The organism is Acetobacter ghanensis (assembly GCF_001499675.1).
Taxonomy (GTDB): Bacteria; Pseudomonadota; Alphaproteobacteria; order Acetobacterales; family Acetobacteraceae; genus Acetobacter; species Acetobacter ghanensis.
In genome coordinates this window covers 1,133,951-1,158,731 of the sequence record NZ_LN609302.1, presented here as the reverse complement: position 1 = coordinate 1,158,731, position 24,781 = coordinate 1,133,951, and the positions used below count along the sequence as shown (strand labels likewise).

The 24,781-nt window shown below is 58.4% G+C and carries 23 protein-coding genes; 12 read left to right on the top strand and 11 right to left on the bottom strand.

Annotation, left to right across the window (positions count from 1 at the left end):
• The first annotated feature begins 33 nt into the window (after positions 1-33).
• A complete protein-coding gene (locus tag AGA_RS05640) occupies positions 34-1,152 on the top strand; it encodes a S1C family serine protease (RefSeq protein ID WP_059023410.1) in 1,119 nt (372 codons plus the stop codon).
• Position 1,153: 1 nt separating this feature from the next.
• On the opposite strand, the gene AGA_RS05635 is transcribed toward AGA_RS05640, so the two are convergent.
• Entirely contained in the window at positions 1,154-2,008 is an 855-nt protein-coding gene (locus AGA_RS05635) for an aldo/keto reductase (RefSeq protein WP_059023408.1), read from the bottom strand.
• A 98-nt stretch (positions 2,009-2,106) separates the two neighbouring features.
• Between AGA_RS05635 and AGA_RS05630 the strand changes: the two genes are divergently transcribed.
• Positions 2,107-2,553, top strand: coding sequence for a DNA polymerase III subunit chi (locus tag AGA_RS05630; protein WP_059023406.1), 447 nt, complete (start codon positions 2,107-2,109; stop codon positions 2,551-2,553).
• Between the two features lie 44 nt (positions 2,554-2,597).
• On the opposite strand, the gene AGA_RS05625 is transcribed toward AGA_RS05630, so the two are convergent.
• Positions 2,598-4,070 (bottom strand): leucyl aminopeptidase, encoded by a 1,473-nt coding sequence (locus AGA_RS05625; protein WP_059023404.1) that lies wholly within the window; start codon positions 4,068-4,070, stop codon positions 2,598-2,600.
• A gap of 160 nt (positions 4,071-4,230) precedes the next feature.
• Here AGA_RS05625 and cysQ point away from each other — a divergent pair, with 160 nt between their 5' ends.
• The 4 genes from cysQ to AGA_RS05605 all read left to right on the top strand — a co-directional run bounded on the left by cysQ (position 4,231) and on the right by AGA_RS05605 (position 8,160).
• Positions 4,231-5,001: a 3'(2'),5'-bisphosphate nucleotidase CysQ gene (gene cysQ / locus AGA_RS05620; RefSeq protein ID WP_059023402.1), complete on the top strand. Its 771-nt coding sequence runs from the start codon at positions 4,231-4,233 to the stop codon at positions 4,999-5,001.
• Between the two features lie 108 nt (positions 5,002-5,109).
• Positions 5,110-6,111 carry an L-threonylcarbamoyladenylate synthase gene (locus AGA_RS05615; RefSeq protein ID WP_059023401.1) on the top strand — a complete coding sequence of 334 codons (1,002 nt, stop codon included), beginning with the start codon at positions 5,110-5,112 and terminating at the stop codon, positions 6,109-6,111.
• Positions 6,108-6,668 carry a hypothetical protein gene (locus AGA_RS05610; RefSeq protein ID WP_059023399.1) on the top strand — a complete coding sequence of 187 codons (561 nt, stop codon included), beginning with the start codon at positions 6,108-6,110 and terminating at the stop codon, positions 6,666-6,668. Before AGA_RS05615 ends, AGA_RS05610 begins: the two co-directional genes overlap by 4 nt.
• A 31-nt stretch (positions 6,669-6,699) precedes the next feature.
• Positions 6,700-8,160 carry an FAD-binding oxidoreductase gene (locus tag AGA_RS05605; protein ID WP_059023396.1) on the top strand — a complete coding sequence of 487 codons (1,461 nt, stop codon included), beginning with the start codon at positions 6,700-6,702 and terminating at the stop codon, positions 8,158-8,160.
• Positions 8,161-8,255: 95 nt separating this feature from the next.
• Here the strand turns inward: AGA_RS05605 and AGA_RS05600 are convergent, their stop codons facing one another.
• The 3 genes from AGA_RS05600 to AGA_RS05590 form a co-directional block, all read right to left on the bottom strand.
• Complete coding sequence (locus AGA_RS05600; protein WP_059023394.1) at positions 8,256-8,723, bottom strand: hypothetical protein; 468 nt, start codon at positions 8,721-8,723, stop codon at positions 8,256-8,258.
• Between the two features lie 32 nt (positions 8,724-8,755).
• Positions 8,756-9,415, bottom strand: coding sequence for a hypothetical protein (locus AGA_RS05595; protein ID WP_059023392.1), 660 nt, complete (start codon positions 9,413-9,415; stop codon positions 8,756-8,758).
• 239 nt (positions 9,416-9,654) lie between these two features.
• Positions 9,655-10,245, bottom strand: coding sequence for a cob(I)yrinic acid a,c-diamide adenosyltransferase (locus tag AGA_RS05590; protein ID WP_059023390.1), 591 nt, complete (start codon positions 10,243-10,245; stop codon positions 9,655-9,657).
• A 139-nt stretch (positions 10,246-10,384) separates the two neighbouring features.
• Here AGA_RS05590 and AGA_RS05585 point away from each other — a divergent pair, with 139 nt between their 5' ends.
• The gene (locus tag AGA_RS05585; RefSeq protein WP_059024681.1) at positions 10,385-10,771 is read left to right on the top strand and encodes a DUF423 domain-containing protein; all 387 of its coding nucleotides are present in this window, start codon (positions 10,385-10,387) and stop codon (positions 10,769-10,771) included.
• Positions 10,768-11,730: an SAM-dependent methyltransferase gene (locus AGA_RS05580; protein ID WP_059023388.1), complete on the top strand. Its 963-nt coding sequence runs from the start codon at positions 10,768-10,770 to the stop codon at positions 11,728-11,730. Before AGA_RS05585 ends, AGA_RS05580 begins: the two co-directional genes overlap by 4 nt.
• Positions 11,731-11,753: 23 nt before the next feature.
• Here AGA_RS05580 and AGA_RS05575 read toward each other — a convergent pair whose 3' ends face one another.
• Both AGA_RS05575 and AGA_RS05570 read right to left on the bottom strand, forming a co-directional pair.
• Positions 11,754-12,047 (bottom strand): hypothetical protein, encoded by a 294-nt coding sequence (locus AGA_RS05575; protein ID WP_059024680.1) that lies wholly within the window; start codon positions 12,045-12,047, stop codon positions 11,754-11,756.
• Between the two features lie 6 nt (positions 12,048-12,053).
• Entirely contained in the window at positions 12,054-12,539 is a 486-nt protein-coding gene (locus AGA_RS05570) for a hypothetical protein (protein ID WP_306416227.1), read from the bottom strand.
• A gap of 116 nt (positions 12,540-12,655) precedes the next feature.
• On the opposite strand from AGA_RS05570, the gene AGA_RS05565 reads away from it, so the two are divergent.
• Entirely contained in the window at positions 12,656-12,916 is a 261-nt protein-coding gene (locus tag AGA_RS05565) for a DUF1653 domain-containing protein (protein WP_231946057.1), read from the top strand.
• Between the two features lie 34 nt (positions 12,917-12,950).
• Here the strand turns inward: AGA_RS05565 and acs are convergent, their stop codons facing one another.
• Positions 12,951-14,867, bottom strand: a complete 1,917-nt coding sequence (gene acs, locus AGA_RS05560; RefSeq protein ID WP_231946100.1) for an acetate--CoA ligase — start codon at positions 14,865-14,867, stop codon at positions 12,951-12,953.
• A gap of 233 nt (positions 14,868-15,100) precedes the next feature.
• A complete protein-coding gene (locus AGA_RS05555) occupies positions 15,101-15,541 on the bottom strand; it encodes a hypothetical protein (protein ID WP_059023384.1) in 441 nt (146 codons plus the stop codon).
• Positions 15,542-16,092: 551 nt separating this feature from the next.
• On the opposite strand from AGA_RS05555, the gene AGA_RS05550 reads away from it, so the two are divergent.
• The 3 genes from AGA_RS05550 to AGA_RS05540 all read left to right on the top strand — a co-directional run bounded on the left by AGA_RS05550 (position 16,093) and on the right by AGA_RS05540 (position 21,509).
• Positions 16,093-16,797 carry a GntR family transcriptional regulator gene (locus tag AGA_RS05550; RefSeq protein WP_059023382.1) on the top strand — a complete coding sequence of 235 codons (705 nt, stop codon included), beginning with the start codon at positions 16,093-16,095 and terminating at the stop codon, positions 16,795-16,797.
• A 104-nt stretch (positions 16,798-16,901) separates the two neighbouring features.
• Entirely contained in the window at positions 16,902-20,624 is a 3,723-nt protein-coding gene (gene putA / locus AGA_RS05545; RefSeq protein ID WP_059023381.1) for a bifunctional proline dehydrogenase/L-glutamate gamma-semialdehyde dehydrogenase PutA, read from the top strand.
• A 201-nt stretch (positions 20,625-20,825) separates the two neighbouring features.
• Positions 20,826-21,509: a YoaK family protein gene (locus AGA_RS05540; protein ID WP_059023378.1), complete on the top strand. Its 684-nt coding sequence runs from the start codon at positions 20,826-20,828 to the stop codon at positions 21,507-21,509.
• 87 nt (positions 21,510-21,596) lie between these two features.
• Here the strand turns inward: AGA_RS05540 and AGA_RS05535 are convergent, their stop codons facing one another.
• Both AGA_RS05535 and AGA_RS05530 read right to left on the bottom strand, forming a co-directional pair.
• A complete protein-coding gene (locus AGA_RS05535) occupies positions 21,597-22,967 on the bottom strand; it encodes an amino acid permease (protein WP_059023377.1) in 1,371 nt (456 codons plus the stop codon).
• Between the two features lie 68 nt (positions 22,968-23,035).
• On the bottom strand, positions 23,036-24,559 hold the full coding sequence (locus AGA_RS05530; protein ID WP_059024677.1) for a hypothetical protein: 1,524 nt from the start codon (positions 24,557-24,559) through the stop codon (positions 23,036-23,038).
• Positions 24,560-24,781 lie beyond the last annotated feature (222 nt).

Below are 24,781 nucleotides of genomic sequence, written 5' to 3'. Positions count from 1 at the left end.
AGTTCATATGCTTGGCTCCTTGGCACCGCTTTTATGAACAGACTGCTGCACAGCCTGCCTTCCATGGCACTGGCTTACCTGTGCTGCGCGCCGCTCCTGACCGATGGAACGGCACGGGCTGGTACGCTGCCATCGTTTGCTCCGGCCACGCCGCTTGTCACCACAGGGCCGGTCAGCTTTGCTCCCCTTGTGCGCAAAGTGGTGCCTGCCGTGGTCAATATTGCCGTCACGCGGGATGATTCAGCAGCCAACAGCCACCACAAACTGCCATCCTCCGTCAAAGGGACTCCGCTAGAGCGGCGTTACCGCGAGCGCATGCGCCATCATGGTGATGAACTGCTGGAAGCGGGGTCCGGCTTTGTGGTTGATCCCAGTGGTTTTATTGTCACCAACGGGCACGTGGTGGAGGATGCGGACACCATTACCGTCTCACTCACCAACGGTAAGGAATTTACGGCAACACTGGTGGGCGTGGACCCGCTGACGGATATTGCCGTCATCAAAATCATCAGCCCCGAAGCACTACCCTATGTGGAATGGGGGGACAGCAGGCAGGTGCAGGTCGGGGACTGGATTATGGCGGCGGGGAACCCGTTTGGTCTGGGATCTTCCGTAACGGCGGGCATTGTTTCCGCCCGCGGGCGGGACATTGGCGCCAGCCCGTTTGATGATTTCCTGCAACTGGACGCCCCTATAAACCCCGGTAACTCGGGGGGGCCAACGTTCAACCTTGCCGGGCAGGTTGTCGCGCTGAACACCGCCATTGTCTCCCCCACTGGCGGGTCCGTTGGGCTGGGCTTTTCCATTCCGTCCGAAATTGTCATCCCCATTGTGGAAACCTTGCGCCAGACCGGGCACATAGACCGGGGCTGGCTGGGCGCCACGCTGGATGATGTTGTCACCCACAACGGCGCCAAGGTCACGGAAGTGGACCGCGACAGCCCTGCCGCGCGTGGAGGACTGCACAGGGGGGACATTATCACCATGCTTAATGGGGAGCATGTGGATACGGCCCGTGCGATGATTCGCGCCATAGCTGTTGCCAAACCGGGCAGCGATGCAGCACTGGCCATTTTGCGTAACAACCACCCCCAAACACTGACCATACGCGTAGGGCTGCGCCCCGTGTCTGAGGATGGTGGGTTCCACTAGGTCAGATCATGGCCAGTGGTTGTTTGCTTTTGGGGGGCGCAAAAGCGGCATCCAGTTCCGCAAGATCCTGAGGCCCTAGTTCCAGTTCCTGCGCGGCAAGGTTCTGCTGCATATGCGCAACCGTACCGGCCTTGGGAATTGCCAGCATATTGGGCTGGCGTAACACCCATGCCAGCGCCACCTGTGCAGGCGTTGCCACCCCAAGCGAGGTTGTATGCCGCGCTGCCACCCGCCCCAGTGCCGGGTCGGCAAGCAACGCCCCACCCTGCCCTATGGGCGAATAGGCCATGGTCACAATCTGGCGCTGTCTATCTGCCTGAAGCAGGTCGAACTCCACCCCGCGATGTTCCAAACTATACAGCACCTGATTAACAGCGCATTCCCCCGGTTGGGTGCACTGCTCCAGTTCTTGCACGTCATCCGTATCAAAGTTGGAAACGCCCCAATGCCGGATCAGCCCCTCGCGCTGGAGTTGCCGAAAAGCCTCTACCGTTTCGGCTAGTGGAACGCTGCCGCGCCAGTGCAGGAGGTACATATCCAGCCAGCCCGTGCCCAGATGTTTGAGCGAGCGTCGGCAGCTTTGGGCAACCCCTTTGGCCGATGCGTTGGTTGGCAAAACCTTGCTGACCAGAAAAACCTGCTTGCGCATGGGGGCTATGGCATCCCCCACCAGTTTTTCCGACCGGCCATTGCCGTACATTTCCGCTGTATCCACCACCTGCACGCCATGTTCCACAGCGTAGCGCAGGCTTGCAATTTCTTCGTCCCGGCGGGCGGCTGAATCTCCCATATTCCACGTACCTGCTCCCAGTGCGGGCAGAGTTGTGCCATCTGGCAGCGTTATGGTTCTGGCCATTGCCGGTTTCTCCTTGTGTCATCACGCCGTCTGGCAGCATAGAACACGCTTGGCGCATGTTCTTTTCCGCTCCACGGCAAGACTGTTATACTTGATATATGACCCAGATCGGCTTTTACCACCTGACGCGCACCAGCCTGACAGAAGCGTTACCCATGCTGCTCTCCCGCACGCTGGAAAGCGGACAGAAGGCGGTCGTCTGGTGTGCAGGCAAACCTATGCTGGATGAGCTGGATAAAACGCTCTGGCAGGTTGCCAACCCAAGCTGGCTCCCCCACGGCAGTGCGGGCATAGCCTGCCCCGACCTGCAACCCATCTGGCTAAGTATGGAAGATGATGTTCCTAACGAGGCCCGATTTCTGTTTTTAACAGAAAACAGAAATTGCGCGGACCCTGCCCGGTTTGAGCGAATATTTGACCTGTTTGACGGGCATGACGAGACGGCGGTATCCGCTGCACGCCAACGCTGGGCACAAGCCCAGAAGGCCGGGCACGATCTGGCTTACTGGCGGCAGGAAGCCAAAGGCTGGAAACGCGCCCGGTAAAAACTACCTGCCCGGATAACCGAGCAGGTAGGCGGGAGGACTAATTAGTCCTGTTCAAACCCATTGCGTACAAACCGGTCGAGCAAACGCACGCCAAAGCCGGTTGCACCTTTAGGCTGACCGTTTTTGGCCTTGCTGGCCCATGCCACACCCGCAATATCCAGATGCGCCCACGGGGTTTCTCCCACAAAGCGCTTGAGGAACTGCGCAGCAGTAATGGAGCCACCAGCCCGGCCACCGCTGATGTTCTTCATATCCGCAATATCGGACTTCAGAAGCGCGTCATATTCCTTGGCCATGGGCATCCGCCACAGCTTTTCCCCCGTAAAGGCGCCAGCATCGGACAGACCAACAGCCAGAGCGTCATCGTTGGAGAACAGCCCCGCATATTCGTGGCCAAGGCCCACGATAATGGCGCCTGTTAGCGTTGCCAGATCCACCATCAGACGGGGGGCAAAACGATCCCGCGCATACCAGAGCACATCGGCCAGAACCAGACGGCCTTCTGCATCCGTGTTCAGCACCTCAATCGTCTGACCGGAGGCACTACGCACCACGTCCCCCGGACGCTGGGCTGTGCCGGACACCATGTTTTCCACCAGCCCGACCAGACCAACAGCGTTGATCTCCGCCTTACGCAGCGCCAATGAGGCCATAAGCCCGGTCACGGTTGCTGCCCCGGCCATGTCCCACTTCATGTCTTCCATGCCAGCGGCCGGTTTGATGGAAATACCACCCGAGTCAAAGGTGACGCCCTTACCAATAAAGGCTAGCGGGGCATCCCCTTCCTTGCCGCCGTTCCAGCGCATGACAACCGTGCGGGGTTCGTTGGCACTCCCCTGAGCCACCCCCAGCAGAGCACCAAAGCCAAGTTTGGCCATGGCTGCACGGTCCAGAACCTCAACTTCCAGCCCATACGCGCGCAGGGTTGTGGCCCGCTCGGCAAATTCTGCTGGTGTCAGCACATTGGCGGGTTCGCTCACAAGGTCACGCGTCAGCAGAACACCCCGTGCCACGGCCTGCAGGGATGGCCACAGCTCTTCGGATACAGCGGAATGGTCACCCAGTACGGAGAGCTCAGCCAGAACGTGTTTTTTATCGTCCTCACCTTTGGTCTGGTACAGGCCAAAATGGTAAGCGCCCAGCACAGCACCCAACGCAGCATGTGCCGCCAGTTCGCCAGACAGGTCACCCATGGCCAACGCCGCTTTGGGCGCACGCCCCAGAAGGGATGCCGCCAGACCGCCTGCTTTTTCAGCCCCCCATGCGTCCAAATCGCCCGGTTTGCCAACACCCACCAGCACAATGCGCTCAAAACTGTCGGACGGAGCCAGCACAACACAGCTTGTGCCGTCCTTGCCAGTAAACCCGTCAGCCTTGGCGCCACGGCTCAATGCGCCATGCGTTGCTTTGTCCATAGTCTGAAAAAATGCAGACTGCGCGTCACCTTCGGGCACCAGAATAGCCAGAGCGCCACCGGTAGGCTGTACCTGAGTAGAAAAAGAAATCTGTAGCATGGTTCTGACCGATCTCCCTGAAAACCACATCTTTTCTGCCTAAGTCTCCCTCCCTGTCTTGGCAATAGCCACGCAGCCCCGCACCGCCGGATTGCATGATAAACAACAAGGACACACCACAGGGCATGACGGCAGCCTCAAGCTGGCGTATGCTAGGGGCATGACCATCCTTGCAGACACAGACCTGCTGGCCCTTGCCGCCAGACTGGCCGATGAAGCCGCCGAAATCATCCGCACCATCCGCGCGCGTGGTTTTGAGACCGTGACCAAGACCGACTCCTCCCCCGTAACGGAGGCGGACCATGCGGCAGAAGCCCACATCCTGCGGGGGCTACGCACCGCAACACCTGATATTCCGGTTATTGCGGAAGAAGAAGTTGCCGCAGGCCTGCAAGCCTATGCCACGCCCGCCTACTGGTTGGTGGACCCCTTGGACGGCACGCGGGAATTTGCCGCAGGGCGGGACGATTTTACCGTCAATGTCGGCCTTGTCCGCAATGGCCATGCCGTGCTGGGCGCCATGGCTCTGCCCGCTTACCATCAGCTCTACACCGGTGGCGTTGGGCTAGGGGCACACAGGCGGGACAAGAGCGGGGAGCAGGCTATTCACGTCCGCAAGGCACCGGCTGAAGGATTGACCGTTCTGGCCTCCCGCCACCATGCAGATGACACCCGTCTAGCCGAATATCTGAATGGCAAAAAAATTGCGCATCTGGGCAATATCGGCTCGGCCGTAAAGTTCGCCCGCGTTGCGGAAGGACTGGTGGATTTATACCCCCGCCTTGGTCCAACCATGGAATGGGACACGGCAGCCCCACAGGCCATTGTGGAAGCCGCGGGTGGGCATATTACACTTCTGGATGGTTCTCCCCTGATTTACGGCAAAACAGGCTGGAAAAATCCACCATTTGTCTGTACCGGAACACTATAAACAGGACCGTTTCCCCGTAGCCCCTTTACGCAAGATTTTTCTGTTGCCACAACATTGCCAGCCTCACTGATCGGCCTACGGATTGCGCCCTGTTGCCATGAGAAAACCATGACCAGACGTCTGGATGCCACCGAAAGCGGCATAGCCACAGCCGCCAGCATTCTTCGTGCTGGCGGCCTTGTGGCATTTGGCACGGAAACCGTTTACGGCCTTGGGGCGGATGCCAGCCAGCCGCAGGCCGTCGCCCGTATTTTTGAGGCCAAAAACCGGCCACGCTTCAACCCGCTCATCAGCCACTTTGCCCATGCGCAGGCCGCCTTCCAGCAGATTGTTCCCAACGCACTGGCGCACAGACTGGCGCAGGCGTTCTGGCCCGGTCCGCTCACGCTTATTCTGCCGCGCGCTCCGGGGTGTTGCATAAGCGATTTGGCAGCCGATGGGCTCTCCACCCTAGCTGTACGCGTCCCAGCTAATGCCGTAGCGCGTGCCCTGCTGGAGCAGGTGGACCGCCCAATTGCAGCTCCATCGGCCAACCGCTCCGGCCGTATCAGCCCGGTCGATGCAACGCACGTGCTGGAAGAACTGGATGGCCGCATAGATGCAGTGCTGGATAGTGGCCCGTGCACCGTGGGGCTGGAAAGCACTGTAGTGGACCTGTCAGACCCACAAAGGCCATGCCTCCTGCGCCCCGGCGGCATTACACTGGAAGAACTGCAAGCCATCTGCCCGCATATAAGCCTGCCACAGACAACCAGCGATGCCGCACCGCACTCGCCCGGCCGCCTGATCTCACATTACGCGCCGCACCTGCCAGTCAGGCTGGACGCCTTGCAGGCCCAGCCGGATGAGGCCCTGCTGGCATTTGGTGCGCCCCGCCCCACCAATGCCCCGCTTGTGTGGAACCTGAGCCCGACCGGCAGTCTGGAAGAGGCCGCCGCACGGCTGTTTACCGGCCTGCGCACACTGGACCATAAGGGACAGGCCATGGGTCTGACCCGCATTGCCGTACAGCCCATTCCCCACCACGGGCTGGGCCGTGCCATACAGGACCGCCTGAACCGCGCCGCCGCCCCCCGCCCGCAGGATGGAACGGGAGACACCGCGCCATGACCGAGATCGACCCCAAGGAACTCAAAATCCTGTCGGACATTCTGGCGCTGGTGCTTGAAGACCATCCGGGCCAGTCGGACACGGCCCTACAGGCGCTACGCAACCGGGCGCGCAAAAACAGCACGACGGGTGGTGCACTTAAAAACCTGTTCCAAACCATTGCCACCAACCCGTCCAAAGCCAAAACCGCATCATCCCGGCAGACAGGGTCGCGCGCGTCCTCCAGCAAGTCCAAAACAACAGACATGCCGGACCAGTACCGCGTTCAACTGCGGGAAATGGCGGATAGCATTACCCGGTTAGACCGCAACCTACGGGTGGCTTACTCCCAGAACGAGACACTTAAATCTGAGCTCTATCTGACACAGAAGTCCCGCGCGGAACTTCAGACCCATCTGGCAACACTCCAGAGCAGTAACCGCAACCAAAAGCCGGTTACCATCGCCATTAGTCTTCTTGTTGGCCTGCTGGTGGGCATTGCGGGTTCGCAGGCTGTGCATATGCTGTGGCCCCCAGCCCCCCATGTTGTCGTCGATAACGCCCATTACCTTTATTAAGGGGCGGCCCTAACCGCCCTTCTTTGTCTTTTTGTGCTTTTGCAGGGAAAACCAAAGCCATGCCACAAACGCCCCTTCCCCCGCCCTTCATGATGCGCTGGTACAGCTCCTTGGCCCATCTGGCGTACTGACCAACCCGGCGGATACGGAAGCGTTTTGCGTGGACTGGCGGGCACTTTACCACGGGCGCTGTGCGGCAGTGCTGCGCCCGGCCAATACCGAAGAATGCGCAAAAGCCATTGCCCTGTGCCACGCGCACAATGTGCCCATGGTACCACAGGGGGGCAACACCAGCATGGTTGGGGGGGCTACGCCGGATTCAAGCGGCCATGCCGTTGTGATTTCCACCACCCGCATGAACCAGATTCATTCCATTGACCATGCCGACCTGACCATGACGGTGGATGCAGGCGTAACCCTTAAGGCCGCACAGGACGCGGCCAGTGCGCAGGGTCTTTTGCTACCGCTTTCCATTTCGTCCGAAGGGTCAGCCGATATTGGCGGTATTCTGGCAACCAATGCCGGGGGCAACAACACCGTGCGTTACGGCAACGCGCGTGAACTGGCACTGGGGCTGGAAGCCGTATTACCCGATGGTAGTGTGCTGAACCTGATGCGCAAACTCCGTAAGGACAATACAGGTTATGCCCTCCGCCAGCTTCTTGTTGGTTCGGAAGGAACATTGGGGATTATTACGCAGGCGGTCATCCAGTTGCAGCCAGCCCCCCGCTCGCGCGAGACGGCATTGTGCGCGGTGGAAAGCCCCAAAGGAGCGTTGGACCTGTTTGCCGCCTTCCGTAAGCAGGACCCTTCCGCCATCCATGCTTTTGAATATATGTCCGGCACCTCCATGGCGCTGGTCAACAGTCTGATTGAAGGAGCTGCTTTGCCGCTGGAAGCCCCGGCTCCTGCCTACGTGCTGGTGGAACTGGCCAGCCCCCGTGCGGATGACAGCTTGCGTACCCTGATGGAATACGTTCTGGGGACAGCACTGGAAGACGGGTTGGTAACAGACGCGGTTCTGGCCGAGAGCGAAAGCCAGCGTCAGGGCCTGTGGATGATCCGCGAGGAACACGCCGAAGCACAAAAACGTGCCGGAGCCTCTGTCAAAAACGATGTGTCCGTCCCACTGGCAGCCATTCCAACGTTTATTGAAGAAGCAACCAAAGCCTGCGAGGCCCTTATTCCCGGTATTCGGGTTGCACCGTTTGGCCATATTGGCGATGGCAACATTCACTTTAATCTGGTGCAGCCCGAAGGTGCGGACGCAGCCGCTTTTCTGGCGCAGGACCACGCCATGATGGATGCTGTTGCCGAGATTGTCCGTAAACTTGGCGGGTCTTTTTCGGCCGAACATGGCGTCGGTCAGCTTAAAACCTACATGATGCCATCATGGCGCGGTGGCGCGGAACTTCAGACCATGCGCCGGATCAAAGCAGCACTGGACCCGCAGAACCTGATGAATCCGGGCAAGGTGCTCCCTCCCGCCTGACCATACCCGCACCGGAGCCGAAGGGCATAAAACCCCCTTCAGCCCGATGTAGCCGGGCGTATTTCATCAACGATTTAAATAAAAGAAAAAGAGATTTATTGCCGGCGAAAAGAAAACGCCAGCGTTGGATACCAAAAGCAGAGTATTTGCAAAACAAAGGCTGGCAGAACAATCAGTCCCGGGTCCCAACCTGCTGCTACAATGGCAAGCCCTGTTGCAATTGGTGCCACGGCCCGCTCCACCTTAGCGCCCTCTGGCGTGTTGCACGCCAAAACAGAGCACACGCCCCCAACACCCAACAAACCAGCCGCCATAACGGCATACAGCGGATGCGTGGTGGCTCCCGGCATGAGACCATCATGCACGCTGGATAGGGAGGACAGGTCAGATGACCACCCCGCCAGCCCGAACAGAAAGCTGAATGGCAGCACCAGCACGCCAAACACATCCCGCAACAGGCCAACAAACCCCATAACAACCGGGGGAAGCAGCACGCACGCCACCCCCAGTGCTACATCAAGAACAAGAAGAGCAAGAGCGGGCGTAGCCGTACTATTTTTCATACAGGGGAAACCCTTGGTGCAAAGTCAGGGAATTAGTCTTTCCACCACTTGACGGGCTGCGGCTCATCATCCGCCATCACAACGTCACGCTGTTCCGGCTCTTTGCGAGGGCGACCACGCGGCTTGGCTTCCAACTGGCGGCGCAGGCTTGCCATTTCGGCCTCCAGCGCTTCCACCTGACGGCGTCCTGCACGAATTTCGCGCCCGGCAAGTGCCAGTTCGGCTTCCCGCTCGGCCAGTTTGTTCTTCTGTTCGGCTATCAGGGCATCGGCATGGCCAATACGCGTGGTCAGCCCCCGCTGTGCAGCCTGAAGGTCCGCCAGCTGGCGTTCTCCCTCTTCCGCCCGCAGCTTTTCCTCCGCCAACTGGCGGCGCAGGCGAGAAAGTTCGCTGTTGTCTTCCTGATTAAAATGCACAGCGCGGGACGTACCAGCCACACGCGGTGCAGCAACGGTACGCGGCGTTGTGCGCGCAAGTGAATGTTTTTCCACCTGCACTTCTCCGTCACGCACAAAGCGACGACGCTTGTTATTCGCGTTTTCGGCAACGGCGCGAGGTTGCGGCGTAGCAGAGGAGCGGGGACGGGCAGAATGTCCAAGGCGTTCCAGCGCATTCCGCATGGACGCTTCTTCAAGCCCTTCCTCATTATCCCTGTCTACTTCGGGGAGAGACAGAAAAGATGATGTATTCATGAATTCAGATGTCACGTTTCAGATATTTTATGGTCTGTTTATTAAGCTGCCAGAAAGCCAATTGTGCTTTTATGTGTTCGGGCAAAACGGTTGTCAGACAACCGCTTTATTACCAGATACCATGATAAAAACAGAGATATGGCCGCAGCACCAGCAGCGAGGTCTTGTGCACATTGCCGCGCAGGCAATGTCTGCTAGAGCCATCTGTAGCACATGCCCCCTCTTTTTCCAAGGGGTTGTCAGCCCTTGGGCTCTTTTTCGGCTTTGGGTGTCGGCTGCCACACCACATCTGTCTGCCCGTCATGATTAAAATGGCGCGCCAGTACAAAAAAGTAATCAGATAACCTATTCAGTATTTTCAACAGAACCGGGTTTACCCGCTCCTGCCGGGCCAAGGCCACCATCCGGCGCTCTGCCCTGCGCACCTGCGTACGGGCCAGATGTGCCCATGCCGCAGCAACCGAGCCACCGGGCAACACAAACCCCGTTAGAGGAGACTGGCGCACCCGCAGTTCTTCTATCCTGCTCTCCATCACCGCCAGCGCGGCCTCATCCAACCGCTGCGCACGGTGGGCCATGGGGCCATCCTCTGGCAGGCAGATATCCGCACCCATATCAAACAGCAGATTCTGTAGCGCGGTCAGTTGATGCGTTACCCCATCCTCTGCCGGCGTGTGCGCCTGCACCAGTCCGATCAGGGCGTTAACCTCATCGAGTGTACCAAGGACTTCTATCCGGGCTTCATCCTTGGCAACACGCGTGCCATCACCTAGCGAGGTTTGGCCTCCATCCCCCCCACGGGTCACCACTTTATCTATCCGTATGCTCATGCCCGGCCCTCTGATGCCAAAATCCGTCTATTCTGCGCCAAAAACGCACCACGCCCCACTGCGTTGCGAATACCAAAAGCAGGAACGTATTGGCCCAACACTATTCCCGTTTGAAGCAGAGACGCCTATACACCAGAATATGCTAACCGGACCTTTTCTTACACGCCTATGGCGCATCTGCGGTGCACTCCTTGTTGCAACGGGCACCATTATGGGCGCGTTAACCGCCCACCTGCCCGATGCCCACTTTGCCGAAGGTGGGCGGGCCATAGCACGCAGCGCCATGGAAATGCAGATGTGGCAGGGGCTGGCCCTTGTCGCCCTTGGTCTAGGGCTGACCCAGCGCCCCAACCGGCTACTTCTGTGCGGGGGCTGTGGCGTGTTGTTGGGCACGCTTCTGTTTTGCGCAGGTGTGTACGATACGGCTTTTACCGGCCACCACGGCAGCCACATTGCCCCTTCGGGCGGTAGCCTTCTCATTGCCTCGTGGCTGGCGCTGGCCATTGGCTGGATGCGCCGGGCATGAGCAACTCCATACAAGCCGCATGGCTGGCCGCCGATGGACTAAAGCACGTTCTGCAGGAGGACCTGCTGCTTCGTGGTGTCAACATTACCCACTGGCACGGCAGGCTCGCCCTCTCCACTCAGAAACCCGTCTATTCCCCTTGGGCGCTGGATATATGGACAGCCCCACAACGCACCAGCATTACCTCCATCCGCAATGCGTCGGACACGCTGCGCGCCATCCAACGCAACTGGAGCCTATACGCGGTTGACTGCTTCCGCCGGTCCGGGCTGATTGAACAGAAATTGCCGCCCGTCAAAGCTGCGCCGCTGGTTTTTCCTACGCTGCCACCCACCAGCCCACTGGGCGCGTGGACGCTGCTGGATACATCCACCCTTCTGTTTTCAGCCTCCAAAAGCAGTCCGTTTGTCAACGGCGCTCCCGAATTTGTAGAAAACCGGACAGACCCACCATCCCGCGCGTACCTCAAACTCTGGGAAGCCTGCACACGGCTTGGCCGTTGGCCCGCTGCGGGAGAGCGGTGTTACGATCTGGGGGCAACTCCAGGCGGGTGGACATGGGCTTTGGCAACCCTTGGGGCACAGGTTACCGCGTTTGACCGTGCACCTCTGGCCCCATCAGTTGCCGCCATGCCCGGTGTCAGCTTCCAGCAGGCCAGCGCCTTTGGTCTGGACCCCAAGCTGCTCCCGGCAACGGACTGGGTTTTCTCCGATATTATTGCCTACCCCCAACGCCTGCTCCGCCTGACCCGCGCATGGATTGACTCCGGGCAGACCAAAAACATTGTGCTGACCGTCAAATTTCAGGGCGAGACTGACCACGAAACCGTGGCGGCATTTGAAAGCATACCGGGCAGCGCACTGGCCCATCTGGCGCATAACAAACATGAACTGACGTTTTTCTGGAGTCAGGAGGCTGCCATCAAAGGCGTCTCTCCCCTTCCTTCCACCGGGCTTTAACACTAACGGCAGGGGCCAGCCTTCTAGCGGCTGCCCCGCCTGCGCCGGATAACACGCTCCGCGCCATATACCAGTGCCACAGCCACACCAAAACACAGCACCATTAAAACAATAGCCACGGTCTGCTGTGTCTGCGCCTGCCCATCGGATGCCAGAAAGCGCAGAATGTCGCCCCCCAGGTGCCCACCCGTCATGGCGTCCATCTGGGGTAATTGCCCCAGCACCACACGGAGCAAAAAGAGCAGAATAGCCGTAAGCCCCACAGTAGCCGCTGTTTTAAAAAGAGTTAGCCGAATGCTTCCGTCATTTTGCGCCATGGTCAACTACCGGTCACTATCGGGCTGTTCGCTCATTTCCGCCTGATGTTTTTGCACGGATGCCTTAAGCCCCGGCACGTCCTGTGCTGCCAGCGTGTCCACATATGTGTTGTTCTTCCAGATCCACCGGTCAGAACCATCCACCAAAATATCTTTTATTCCACCATGGGTGGTAGAAAGCAGCTCAACAGGCCCGCTAACGGAATCCAGCACCTTGGCCCACTCTCCATTCCGTTTGACATACACATCCGTAGAGCAGCCAGCCGAACCGCACAGGCTGGCAGACTGCACCTGCACAAACAGCGCCATGTTTTGACCATTGGCGGAAAGAGGCGCGGACCCGACCAGCACCAGAGGTTTTTCCTTATGCCGCGCGGCGGCTTGCAGGTCATCGGCGTTGAGAAGTCTGGCCGCACTGTCCAAAGCGGTGCCCCGCTGGTCGGTCAGCACAACGGGTTCCCCTTTGGCACGTGCTGCCGCATAACCGGGCATAGCGTATGGCAGGGCAGACAGCCCCGCCAGCAGACAATACAACCCCACACGATGCTTCAAACGCCCATTCCTTTTTTCAACCTGCTCAACAGGACTTAATGGAGTAGAGACCAAGCATGTCCGAACAGACAAGCCCCAATGCCATGCCGGACCAGACCGAACACCCCAGACCCGGCCTTTACCGCCATTATAAAGGTGGACTGTACACGGTTCTTTGCGTGGGCCGCCACAGCGAGACAGAAGAATGGCTGGTGACTTATCGCAGCAACGCACTGGGCAGTTACTGGGTACGCCCGCTGGCCATGTGGCAGCAAAATGTTAACGGTGTGCCCCGCTTTACGTATATCGGCACACCAGAACAGCAGGATGGTGCATAGGCCACGCTGGCCTATGCATTACAGTTGAGTAGCCTCAGCTTTCCTGCCCGGCGACCTGCGCAATAATTTCCTCCACAATATCTGGATCAGACAGAGTGGAAAGGTCGCCCAGATTGCTTAGGTCGTGAGACGCAATTTTGCGCAGCAGGCGACGGACAATTTTGCCAGATCGGGTTTTTGGTAGATCACGCACAACGTAAATCTGCTCTGGCACCGCGTAACGGCCCACCCCGTCAGCAATGGCACGACGGACGGCTGCGGGGTCCAGACTGCCTTCCATCCGCGGCACAACAAACACAACCAGCCCCTGCCCTTTAAGGTCATGCGGCACACCAACAGCGGCGCTTTCCACCACCTCAGCATCTGTTGCAACGGCATCTTCAATTTCCGCCGTGCCAATGCGGTGGCCAGAAACATTGACCACATCATCCACCCGGCCGGTAATCCAGAAGTAACCATCCCCCTCGCGCCGGGCACCATCCCCGGAGAAGTAGCGACCGGGGCAGGTGGTAAAGTAGGTCTGGCGGAAACGGGCATGATCCTGCCACAGGGTCATCGCCTGACCGGGCCAAGACCGGGCCATGCACAGCAGGCCATCGCCCACACCGGTTACTTCCTGCTGCGACTGCGCATCCACCAGCACAGCTTCAACCCCCGGCAGAGGCAGCCCGGCAGCACCCGGTTTGCCACGCACCTGTCCGGCGCTGGCGGTTATCATCACGCCGCCGGTTTCAGTCTGCCACCATGTATCCACCACAGGGCAGCACTTCCGGCCGACCTCGTCATAAAACCACTGCCATGCCTCAGGGCTAATGGGTTCGCCCACCGTACCCAGCACACGCAGGCTGGCCAGCGAGCGGCTGCGCACCACATCCGCGTCTTCCCGCATGGCGGCACGCACCACAGTGGGAGACGTGTAAAATACGGTTACGTTGTTACGGTCGATAACATCCCACCAGCGACCCGGCTGCGGCCATGAGGGCAGGCCCTCGTAAATCAGCACCGTACCGCCATTACACAGCGGCCCGTAAACTACATAGGTGTGCCCCGTAATCCAGCTTGTATCTGCCGTGCACCAGAACACGTCTGTCGGCTGGGCACCAAACACCACTTCATGCGTATAGGAAGCCCAGACCAGATACCCGCCCGTGCCGTGCACAACGCCTTTGGGCCGCCCCGTGCTGCCAGAGGTGTACATAAGAAACAGCGGGTCGCAGGCATCCATGACTTCTGCCGGGCAGTCCGGCATTTCCATGGCCACTTCCGCCGCAAAGGAGAGGTCCCGCCCCGGTTGCATCGGCACTTCCGCCCCCGTAACCGGCACGACCAGCACATGCCGCACGGCACATTTGGCGCCACAGGCGGCCAGCGCCTCATCCATGGTGATTTTGCTGGGGATAGTCTTGGCGCCACGCCGCGCCACATCTGCCGTAATAACCACAACAGCCCCGCTATCGGTCAGCCGTTCCGCCAGCCCCTCGGCCGAAAAACCACCAAACAGCACAACATGGATGGCGCCAATGCGCGCGCAGGCCAGCATGGAAATCACACCTTCCGCCACCATAGGCAGGTGGATGGCAACACGGTCGCCCTTACCAACCCCCAGCCTGCGCAGTGTATTGGCAAGACGGCAAACCTGTGCGTGCAGCTCCCGGTAGGTGAGCTCCACCCTTTGCCCATCTTCCTGCCCTTCCCAGATCAGGGCGGTTTTGTCCGGCTGGTTGAGCACGTGGCGGTCTAGGCAGTTTTCGGCCACATTAAGCTGGCCGTCCTCGTACCAAGCAATACGGACATCCCCACCAAAATCGGAGCGGGAGGCGTGGGAGGGAGCTTGGTGCCACACCAGTCTGCGCGCCTGCGACAGCCAGAAGGCCTCCGGGTCGCGTTGCGCACGCTGCACTTGATCAAGATAGCGATCAGAGACACCCGTCTCCGCCGTGCAGGGAACAATATTTTCCACTCAGACTGGTCCTTTCATTTACGTTCTTATTTTGCACCCGAACCAGATGGTCTTTGACCATATCATGCCGTTATAGGAAAGACGTTCACATCCCTCAACGCATAGAAAATATGCCAAATTCGACACAAAAAAAGGCTGATCACCTCTGTGACCAGCCTTTTTGTTATGCCGTTTTTATTCCACACCTCATTCCGGTCGGCGCGGAATAAGGGTCTGCCCCCGTGTTACAGAGCAGCTTTGGCGCGGTCCAGAACAGCCTTGCAGGTCTTCTGGCGCAGCGGCAGGGTGGCCATTGCCACGGTGTAGGTGTGGTCGTTCAGGCGGATCTGACCAGCCGAACCAATGGCATAGAACATGTTGCCATCAGCGCCGTCGGATACTGCGTTGGTCTTCTTGTTATATTCCTGCAACGTGCGGAAGGCGTCGTCATAATCAGGGACGTATTCGTTCTGCACGCAGTAGTTCAGCAGACCTGCATTTTCTTTCGGGTCGATGGATGCGACATAGCCCGATGGGTCCACGGTGGAAAGAAGGGACGTATCTCCTCCACGGATCACCGGAATATTGAGGGCCTGTTCCTCAGCATGAGCGGGTGCGGGCATGGTGGCCAGCACGGACGTGGTAAGGGCTAGCGCCGACAGGGCACGCACGGCAAACAGTTTCATTCAGAATCTCCCAAACGGAATATGCGCCAAACTGCCCCGTAACCCCGCCAAAGATCAAGCAGCCCCCACGCGCACACAAAACATGGCTGCCCACAGTCCTGTCCATGCCAGTGGGGCATCCCCCTGTCATAACAAAAGCCACACCACGTTGCGGCATCGCCCCACACGGGCAGCCAAGTGCTTGCAAACGCGTCATAATCAGCCGCACAGCCCCTGCCCCACAAACGTAATGTCTCAAAATATCACGGTATTATCTAGGCCTTCTGCAAGAATACCCCTTTCCTCCCCTCATAACGGGGCTGGAGGTTACGCTGCGTGCTACCAGATGGTAGCCATGCTTATTGGCGGCAGGAACCACCACCATGCGGGATAAAAAATGGCGCTTTGCAGCCCTGCGTTCCCGCAATCACGATCAGGTGATATGCTACGGCGCAGCCGGCTATGGCCCCATACCAAGCTGTGACCATGCCTACCGATTGAACAGTTGGGCCTTCCATTCTATAACGAACCTTAACGAGTCCGTAACAATTTAAGCGGGAGCTTATAGAGACATGCTGCCTGCCAGCCTTTTCAAAAGTGTTGAAATCGCGCCGCATGGCACAGCGTCGGAGAGCATCTGCACAGCTTTGCGCAAAGCCATTCTGGAAGACCAGTTACCCGCAGGCCGGTCCCTGCCTCAGTCGGAACTGGCAACGGGGTTTGGGGTCAGCATCATCCCCGTGCGTGAAGCTCTTAAACACCTGGAGGCCGAAGGGCTGGTGGCCTTTACGCCCAACAAGGGCGCTCTGGTTCTGGGCATGGATGCGGCAGATATTCTGGAATACTCCCAGATTCGCGCCCTGCTGGAAGAACAGGCGGCGGCTGAGGGCGTGCGCAACATGACACGTGTGAACTTTGCCCGCGTGGAGGACGCTTACGAAGCCTTTGTAGCGGGGCTGGACGGGCCGCAGGGTATGATTCGCTCCGGGGCGCTGAACCGCGCGTTTCATAACGCCATTTATGAAGCTGCTCCCCGCCCCCGGCTGCTGGAAATGATAGAAGACCTGCATACGCGGCTGGACCGCTACATACGCGGCCATCTGGTGCTTGAAGGCCGTAAAGACATAACAAATGCCGAGCACAAAGCCATTCTGGATGCCTGCCGTAACCGTGACGCAGACCTATGCGCCAAATTGACGCGCACCCATATTCTGGAAGCCTCCAGAATCTCGGTCGATGTCTTCCGGCGTCGGCAGGCCGATCACACGGCGTCCTGAGCATTTTTATCTTCTAAAAATCTTTATTTTACAAAAGGTTAATTCACGACGCGTTCTTCTGCGGCTTTATGGATAATATATGATGTTGCAAATCATATATTATCGTGTCAGAGCGGAAAAATCATTATGAAGCCAAAACCACCTGCACACCCGCAGGCACGGTCTGGCGGTTGATCCGGATGAACAACGTCATGTCCTCCACAGACACATTCGCTCCTGACTTCACCTCCCGCACACCACTGCGCAAAGCCATTATTGAGGCCATTCGCCGCCCTGAGCAGACGTGCATTGAGGATCTGGCCCCCGCCGCCACCCTGAGCGCTCCAGAAGATGACGCCGTGGCAGCCGTGGCCACCAGACTGGCCGAAACCCTGCGCAGCCAGCGCAACCCCGGACTGGTGGAAACACTGGTGCAGGAATTTGCCCTTTCCTCCGCCGAGGGGGTGGCCCTGATGTGTCTGGCAGAAGCGCTGCTGCGTATTCCCGATGTCGCAACGCGGGACGCCCTCATTCAGGATAAGATTGGGGAAAGCAACTGGCTGTCCCACGTTGCGCGCGGCAAGCCGCTCTTTGCCAATGCCGCCGCATGGGGGCTGGCTCTGACAGGCCGCGTAGTGGCCGAACATAATGACAAAACACTGTCTGGCGCACTCATGGGTTTTGTGGAGCGGAGCACACGCCCCGTTATCCGCAAGGCGGTCGATGCCGCCATGCGCCTGATGGGCGAGCAATTCGTGCTGGGCCAGACCATTGAGCAGGCCCGCAAGAACAGTGCAAAGCTGGAGGAGATTGGCTTCTCCTACTCCTACGACATGCTGGGCGAGGCCGCCTACACCGCCGCCGATGCCCAGCGTTACCGGCAGGACTACCTGAACGCTATTAACGTTATTGGCCGCAGCGCCAAAGGGGCCAATGTTTACGAACGCCCCGGTATTTCCATCAAACTTTCCGCCCTGCACCCGCGCTATGCCCGCGCGCAACATGCCCGCGTCATGGCGGAGCTGCTGCCCATCGTGCAGGAACTGACCCTACTGGCCCGCCAGTATGACATTGGCATCAACATTGATGCGGAAGAGAGCGAACGGCTCGACATTTCGCTCGACCTGCTCGAAGCCCTGTGCGCCACACCGGGGTTGGAAAAATGGAATGGCATTGGCTTTGTTGTTCAGGCCTATGGCAAACGCGCGCCATTTGTTCTGGATTACATTATTGACCTTGCCCGCCGCACCAACCGCCGCATTATGGTCCGCCTTGTTAAAGGCGCTTACTGGGACAGCGAAATTAAAAAGGCACAGGTCGATGGTATGGCGGACTACCCGGTTTATACCCGCAAGTGCCATACGGACATCAGCTACATTGCCTGCGCGCGCAAACTGCTGAACGCGCGGGATGTAATTTTTCCGCAATTTGCCACGCACAATGCCCGCACGCTCTCCACCATCTACACACTCGCTGGCAAAAAATTCGAGATTGGCTCTTACGAATTCCAATGTCTACATGGCATGGGCGAGCCCCTGTACCGGCAGGTTGTTGGGGTGGATAAACTAAACCGACCCACCCGCATTTATGCCCCCGTTGGCACGCATGAGACACTGCTGGCCTATTTGGTGCGCCGTCTGCTGGAAAACGGAGCAAATTCCTCCTTCGTCAACCAGATTGGCGATAGTTCCATTGCCGTGGCAACGTTGATTGAAGACCCCGTAACCTCAGCCCGGCGCTATACGCCTTTTGGCGCCCCCCATTCCGAAATCTGCACGCCACAGAACCTGTTTGCACCAGAACGCCAGAACTCCGCAGGGCTTGATCTGGCAGATGACAAAGTGCTGGAAACACTGGCAACCGGCATAAAGGCTGCTCCCCGGCAGTGGGAAGCAGCACCCCTTGTGCCAAATGCCCCAACCGCAGGCACTCCCCGCCCCGTAACCAACCCGGCCGACCGGCGGGATGTTGTTGGTCACGTCACCTACGCCACGGCAGACACGGTTACACTGGCGGTGAATGCGGCACAAAAAGGTTATGCGGACTGGTCCGCACAGCCCCCCGCTGCACGTGCGGATTGCCTGCTTAAAGCCGCAGACCTGCTGGAAGAACGACACCCGGCCCTTATGGCCCTGATCTGCCGCGAGGCTGGGAAGTCCCTCCCCAATGCGGTGGCCGAAATACGCGAGGCCGTGGACTTCCTCCGTTATTATGCAGCCACAATCCGCCGTGATTTTAACAATACAACTCATGTTCCTCTTGGAACCGTGGCGTGCATCAGCCCGTGGAACTTCCCGCTCGCCATCTTTATTGGCCAGATTGCCGCAGCCCTTGCCGCTGGCAACGCCGTTATTGCCAAACCGGCGGAAGAAACACCCCTTATTGCGGCAGTAGCAACCAACATCCTGTATGAAGCCGGAGTGCCTACTACGGCACTGCAACTCCTCCCCGGCGAGGGAGACGTGGGCGCGGCACTGGTGGCGGATGCCCGTGTTATGGGTGTTATGTTTACTGGCTCCACGGCGGTTGCCCAATTCATCAACCGCCAGTTGCAGGACCGCCGCACCGCCACGGGCCAGCCCGTGCCGTTTATTGCAGAAACAGGCGGCCAGAACGCCATGATTGTGGATTCGTCCGCATTGGCCGAACAGGTGGTGACGGATGTGCTGGCCTCGGCTTTTGATAGTGCCGGCCAGCGTTGTTCTGCCCTGCGTATCCTCTGCGTGCAGGATGACTGCGCAGACCATGTGCTGGCCATGCTGCGTGGCGCCATGCGTGAACTCCGGCTGGGTAACCCCTCGGCCCTGTCCACCGATGTGGGGCCTGTCATAACCCCGGAAGCGGCCAGTGGCATTACTGCGCATATTGATGCGTTCCGTAGCAGGAATGCACCTGTGCACGCCCTGCCTCTGCCAGAAGCCTGCGCACACGGCAGTTTTGTGCCACCAACACTTATTGAGGTCATGTCCATCCGTGAGGTTGGGCAGGAGGTGTTTGGCCCGGTCCTGCATGTACTGCGTTACCCACGCGCACAGCTTACCAACGTGTTGGCAGACATTAACGCCACAGGTTACGGCCTGACTTTTGGCCTGCACACACGGCTGGATTCCACCATTCAGAGCGTTCTGGAGCAGGTGGAAGCTGGCAACCTGTATGTTAATCGCAACACCATTGGTGCGGTTGTTGGCGTGCAGCCATTTGGTGGTCGCGGCCTATCTGGCACGGGACCAAAGGCTGGCGGGCCGCTCATTCTGCGCCGCCTGCTTGCTCAGGTTCCTGCGCTGCCCCAAATTGTACGCGGTAGCACCCCCCAGCCCATGGCAGCATGGACCGACTGGCTCCGCACCCAAGGCCAGAGTCAGGCGGCCCAACGGGCCCATGCCCTTGCCAGCCAGCCCGTTACCAATGGCCAGATGACCCTGCCTGGCCCTGTGGGAGAACTAAACCTGTACAAACTGGGCGCACGTGGCACCATATTGTGCATGGCCCAGACCCAGACAGGCCTGTACGACCAAATCTCGCTCGCACTGGCGGGGGGCAACACTGCTGCCATTATGGCGGATGCCGCTGTATTAGCGCCTCTGGATGCACTTCCTGCATCCATCCGGTCGTTTGTTCGCCCCGTTTCCTCTGCTAACTCCCTGCCATGCAGCATTCTGCTCAGCGAGGAAGATAATGACGCCTTCCGCGCCACTCGCACAATGCTAAGTGCTGGCAATGGTCCCATTGTTTCGGCCTACATCACAGGGGAAGGCCTCCCTTCCATTGAGGTCGTGCTGGAGGAACAGTCCCGGAGCATTAACACTACGGCGGCAGGCGGGAATGCCAGCCTGATGACGCTGAACTAGCAGAACGCACGCGCTCTGCTCAGGCCCGGCTTCGTGCCGGGCCTTTTTTGTTGCACGGCGGAATTCCTTCACCATATCGAACATGGCACCGTCCAACTTTGATCATTTTTCCGTGATGGCCGAGAGTGTTACAACACCGCCATCCCCTGTTGCATGACAAACAGGACTCTTTCCTCTTTTTCCTTACGATCAGGAGATACAATGACAACCCGCGCGGGGCATGATGCCAAACTGGTCATCGCCATTCTGCTTGTTACCATGGCCATGGGCATGCTGGACGCCATCTCTCTGCTGCATCTCAAGATTTTTGCAGGCTACATGACCGCCACCATCATTCTGATGGCTGTCAACATTGCAACATCTCAGGCCATTGTTCTGTCTGGTCTGGAAGCCATTGGCTTTTATTTTCTCGGCGCCATGCTTGGCGGGCGTCTTGTCCGTCGGCAGCGGAGCGTTAGAGCAACTGTTGGAGATATTCTGCTTGGTGTTGGCGCCATGGTCGGCCTTGCCGCATGGATCTGGCACGCCAACATTCCGGGCGATATTTACATTACGCTGGGTGTTCTGTCTTTTGCCATGGGATTACAGACTTCAGCCACACGGCACGCCAAACTGCCCGATATGGTTTTGCCCGCAGCCACCATGGTGCTGCATGGCCTTGCCCATAACAGCTCCGCCGCCGGTGGGAACAGCACAGGCACCCTGCGCCGCGTGGCGGCTATTTTCAGCCTGTTTGTGGGGGCCGCCATTGGCACCCTTGTTTCGGACAGAAGCGTCTCTTTGGGCATAGCACTGGCGGGAGGCACCATTATTGTTGCAGGGGGGCTGCTGCTACTCCGCAAGCATCCGCTAGCCTTCCATCTGGACCGGATGAGTATTCCCTGACCCGGCACCCTGCCTACAGGAACGCACCATAACAAAAAGGCCCGCCATTCCTGGCGGGCCTTTTTGTTACACGGCACCGTGCAAAGATCAGGCGTTCCGCTTGTTCCGCATGACAAAGTAAGATGCCATGCCGTAGCAGACTACCGAGGTGCCCAAGGTCGCCAGCGCGGTCATCCGTTCTTCCGGATTAATCAGCATGGCAATAAAAACCAGCACAACACCGGCAAGCGTTGCGTAATTGCAGAACGGGAACAGGAACAGCGTGTAATTATCTTTTTCCGTACCGTTCCGGCGAGCGGCAAAACGGGTGGTAATGTAGGCCGTTACAATCAGGCTATAAATCAGCAGGATCACACCACCGCTACAGCTTAGCAGAAAAGCAAAAATGGTTTGCGGCGCAAGGATGGACGAAAACGCCACAAGCGTGCCCGCAATACTGCTGACCGTAATGGCCATGCGGGGTGCCGCGCTGGCGGAACGGCGGGTCAGAAACGCCGGGGCATCGCCCTGTGCAGCCAGCTCGGTCAGCACGCGTGACGTAATATACATGGCGGAGTTGAGGCAGGAGAGAATGGCGCTCAACACCACAATGCGCATCATCATACCCGCACCGGGAATACCCATTGTATCCATGGCCGTGACAAAGGGCGACCGGCCAGAAACAATGCTGGTCCACGGCACCACGAGCAGAATCATGGCAACGGACGCAAGGTAGAACAGGGTAATGCGGGTGCCCAGACTGCGGGTTACACGGGCCACATTTTTATCCGGCTCGGGGGATTCCCCCGCAGCAACCGTCGCAATTTCCGACCCCATCATGGTGAACAGAATGGTGGGGATAATGGACAGAAGTGCGACAATCCCGTGCGGGAAAAAGCCGCCATGCCCCATCAGGTTATGCCAGACCGGCACGCCGGGGCCAAAAACATGCACTACATACAGCGCGCCAACCGCGACAAAAGCCAGAATGCTGAAAACCTTGACCGCGGAAAGCCAGAACTCACACTCCCCAAACACACGGGGCGCGGCAAAATTGACCAGCTTCAACAAACCAATCAACCCAATGGACAGCACCCATATGGGCAGATGCACCCAATCCTGCAGCAGAATCGCCCCGGCTATGGCTTCGCTCCCCAGCACCACAACCCAGAAAAACCAGTAAAGCCAACCAGACGTAAAGCCGACCTTGTCCCCGTGTGCTGCACGAATATATTCAACAAACGACCCACGGCCGGGGTCCGCCACCACCATTTCGCCCAGCATCCGCATGACCAGAATGACCAGCAGGCCAACCATCAAAAAAGCCAGCAAAACGGCCGGACCTGTTGCCTCAATAGCTGCCCCGCTGCCCACAAACAGCCCCGCGCCAATAGTGCCGCCCAGCGCGATCATGGCGATGTGGCGGCTGCGTAACCCGGTGGCAGGTTTAACGGCAGACTTGGTGTTCGGCTCAGCCATGGAGAGGTCCTTTATTCTTGTTGGCTTGGTGCATTCATAACTCAAGAGGAATAAACTGAAAAATCTCTCTAAAAATGCTTGTAGAAATAGGCCTCGATCACCCCTGCGTGGTGGTCGATGTTAGGCATGGGCTGATCCCCCGGAACGCCTGCTTTGGAAAGGGCCCTGCCAGCAGGTCCGGCAAAAGCAGCCCCGCCCGCAAGGGCCGCGGAGGTGTTCTCGTCCAGCGTGTATTCAACAGAGGCATCCAGTTCGTCCGACACGTGACGGCCGACGTTCTTCAGCCCCATGCCGGAGGTGTAGATGAGGGACAGATCGTAAAAATGCAGACCGAGCTTGAGCGAATCATTCCGGCGGAACAAATGCACTGGCGGCACAACTGTCAGATCAATCTGGTGGTCTTCCAGGTCCGATAGAGGGGCAAGATACATGCCCACAATTTCGCCCGGCCAGTACCCGCCATAAGTGTAGCGCTTGCCGTCATACAGGAAGAAGGTGTCGTAGTTGTGCTTGACGCCGCCTTCGGCATTTCTGCCGCCACCAAAGCGCGTGTAACGGTAAAAAAGATGTGGCGTCCACGGCAGCATGGAAAACGTGTAACCGGGTTCGAAATACATGCCGTAAGCCGAAACCCCGGTGTACCCATTGCCCGGATGGCTGTTCTGCTCCGATACAAAGTTACCGTAGAATGTAAAGTTTTTGGAAATACCTAACGCTTTAACGGGAAAAAGAGTCCCACCCCAGCTCAATGCTGCCACATTCATACCATCACGGTCGGCACGGGTTGAGTAATCATAATGGGCGGATGTATCCGCATCCCGCACATGAAAGTAGGTTAGGGTTACATAGGCGGCACGGTCGGCATAAACCGATGCCCCGTGCCCACCGGCCTTGTTGACGAACCACGTTACGTCAAACCCGACAAAGCTAGTTTTGGGCCGGTCATACCCGCGGTCAATGTCGTTATCCCCGTTACTTTCCAGCATAAACACATCCGCGCGGATGGGGTCACCTTCCAGTTTGATGACGCCGGGCCCCGAAAAGGCAAAGCGCGGTGCGTACCACCAAGCGGCCCGCTCCCCGGAACTGTAAGTGCCCTTACCAATCAGAAAGCCATCATCCACGGCAAATGCCTGACGCCCGCCCTGCACGGTAAGCACCTGATGCGCCCCCGCCAGCCGAACCGGCACTTTGACCCCTAGATAAGCTTCTTCCAGATAAACGGACCGTGGGGTGCCTGATGTCTGGGAGACCTGCTGCGCATCCCCATCCCCAAGGGTGGTGGCGCCAATGGCGGAGGCGCTGCCAATAACATCAAACCCCCAGCCGGTCTTCCACTCGCCCTTAAGCATAGGTTTGGCGTACAGCTCACCATACGTGGTGTTGGCATGGCGTGTATAACCACCAGACTTTTTGGGGGCGTAGGACCCCCCACCAAAATTGGTATTAGGGAGATGAAACGCCGATCCGCCTATATCCAGCCCGCCCTGAATATTCACCCCGCCCAGAGACACAAGGGTTTGTTCCGCCTTGGCTGGCAGTATCTCACCAAATGCGCCAAGCAGCAGGGAGCAACATCCCCATCTGAGCATGTCAGCAAGTCTGCCACCAGCCGCGCGGGGTAGACGTTGCTCCAGTTCGCGGCTATCGGCTGGAACCGGAAACTGATTTTTGGTGTAACAGAACAGTCCATTATGATTTTTGGTTGTTTTTAGCAGACCATTCACGCTCAGAAGCACTCCCCTCCAAAACAAGCTTATAGAGCCCGCACTCCGCCCAGCAGGGTTAAGCAATTATTTATAATAATTGCATCA

Excerpts from the sequence above, each read along its gene's own strand:
- AGA_RS05585 (WP_059024681.1), top strand. The coding sequence starts at position 10,385 with ATGCTAACCGGACCTTTTCTTACACGCCTATGGCGCATCTGCGGTGCA.
- AGA_RS05595 (WP_059023392.1), bottom strand. The coding sequence starts at position 9,415 with ATGAATACATCATCTTTTCTGTCTCTCCCCGAAGTAGACAGGGATAAT.
- AGA_RS05580 (WP_059023388.1), top strand. The coding sequence starts at position 10,768 with ATGAGCAACTCCATACAAGCCGCATGGCTGGCCGCCGATGGACTAAAG.
- AGA_RS05600 (WP_059023394.1), bottom strand. The coding sequence starts at position 8,723 with ATGAAAAATAGTACGGCTACGCCCGCTCTTGCTCTTCTTGTTCTTGAT.
- AGA_RS05635 (WP_059023408.1), bottom strand. The coding sequence starts at position 2,008 with ATGGCCAGAACCATAACGCTGCCAGATGGCACAACTCTGCCCGCACTG.
- AGA_RS05575 (WP_059024680.1), bottom strand. The coding sequence starts at position 12,047 with ATGGCGCAAAATGACGGAAGCATTCGGCTAACTCTTTTTAAAACAGCG.
- AGA_RS05530 (WP_059024677.1), bottom strand. The coding sequence starts at position 24,559 with ATGCTCAGATGGGGATGTTGCTCCCTGCTGCTTGGCGCATTTGGTGAG.
- AGA_RS05630 (WP_059023406.1), top strand. The coding sequence starts at position 2,107 with ATGACCCAGATCGGCTTTTACCACCTGACGCGCACCAGCCTGACAGAA.
- AGA_RS05570 (WP_306416227.1), bottom strand. The coding sequence starts at position 12,539 with ATGCCCGGTTATGCGGCAGCACGTGCCAAAGGGGAACCCGTTGTGCTG.
- AGA_RS05535 (WP_059023377.1), bottom strand. The coding sequence starts at position 22,967 with ATGGCTGAGCCGAACACCAAGTCTGCCGTTAAACCTGCCACCGGGTTA.
- AGA_RS05550 (WP_059023382.1), top strand. The coding sequence starts at position 16,093 with ATGCTGCCTGCCAGCCTTTTCAAAAGTGTTGAAATCGCGCCGCATGGC.
- AGA_RS05590 (WP_059023390.1), bottom strand. The coding sequence starts at position 10,245 with ATGAGCATACGGATAGATAAAGTGGTGACCCGTGGGGGGGATGGAGGC.
- AGA_RS05610 (WP_059023399.1), top strand. The coding sequence starts at position 6,108 with ATGACCGAGATCGACCCCAAGGAACTCAAAATCCTGTCGGACATTCTG.
- AGA_RS05640 (WP_059023410.1), top strand. The coding sequence starts at position 34 with ATGAACAGACTGCTGCACAGCCTGCCTTCCATGGCACTGGCTTACCTG.
- AGA_RS05555 (WP_059023384.1), bottom strand. The coding sequence starts at position 15,541 with ATGAAACTGTTTGCCGTGCGTGCCCTGTCGGCGCTAGCCCTTACCACG.
- AGA_RS05565 (WP_231946057.1), top strand. The coding sequence starts at position 12,656 with ATGTCCGAACAGACAAGCCCCAATGCCATGCCGGACCAGACCGAACAC.
- AGA_RS05625 (WP_059023404.1), bottom strand. The coding sequence starts at position 4,070 with ATGCTACAGATTTCTTTTTCTACTCAGGTACAGCCTACCGGTGGCGCT.
- cysQ (WP_059023402.1), top strand. The coding sequence starts at position 4,231 with ATGACCATCCTTGCAGACACAGACCTGCTGGCCCTTGCCGCCAGACTG.
- AGA_RS05615 (WP_059023401.1), top strand. The coding sequence starts at position 5,110 with ATGACCAGACGTCTGGATGCCACCGAAAGCGGCATAGCCACAGCCGCC.
- AGA_RS05540 (WP_059023378.1), top strand. The coding sequence starts at position 20,826 with ATGACAACCCGCGCGGGGCATGATGCCAAACTGGTCATCGCCATTCTG.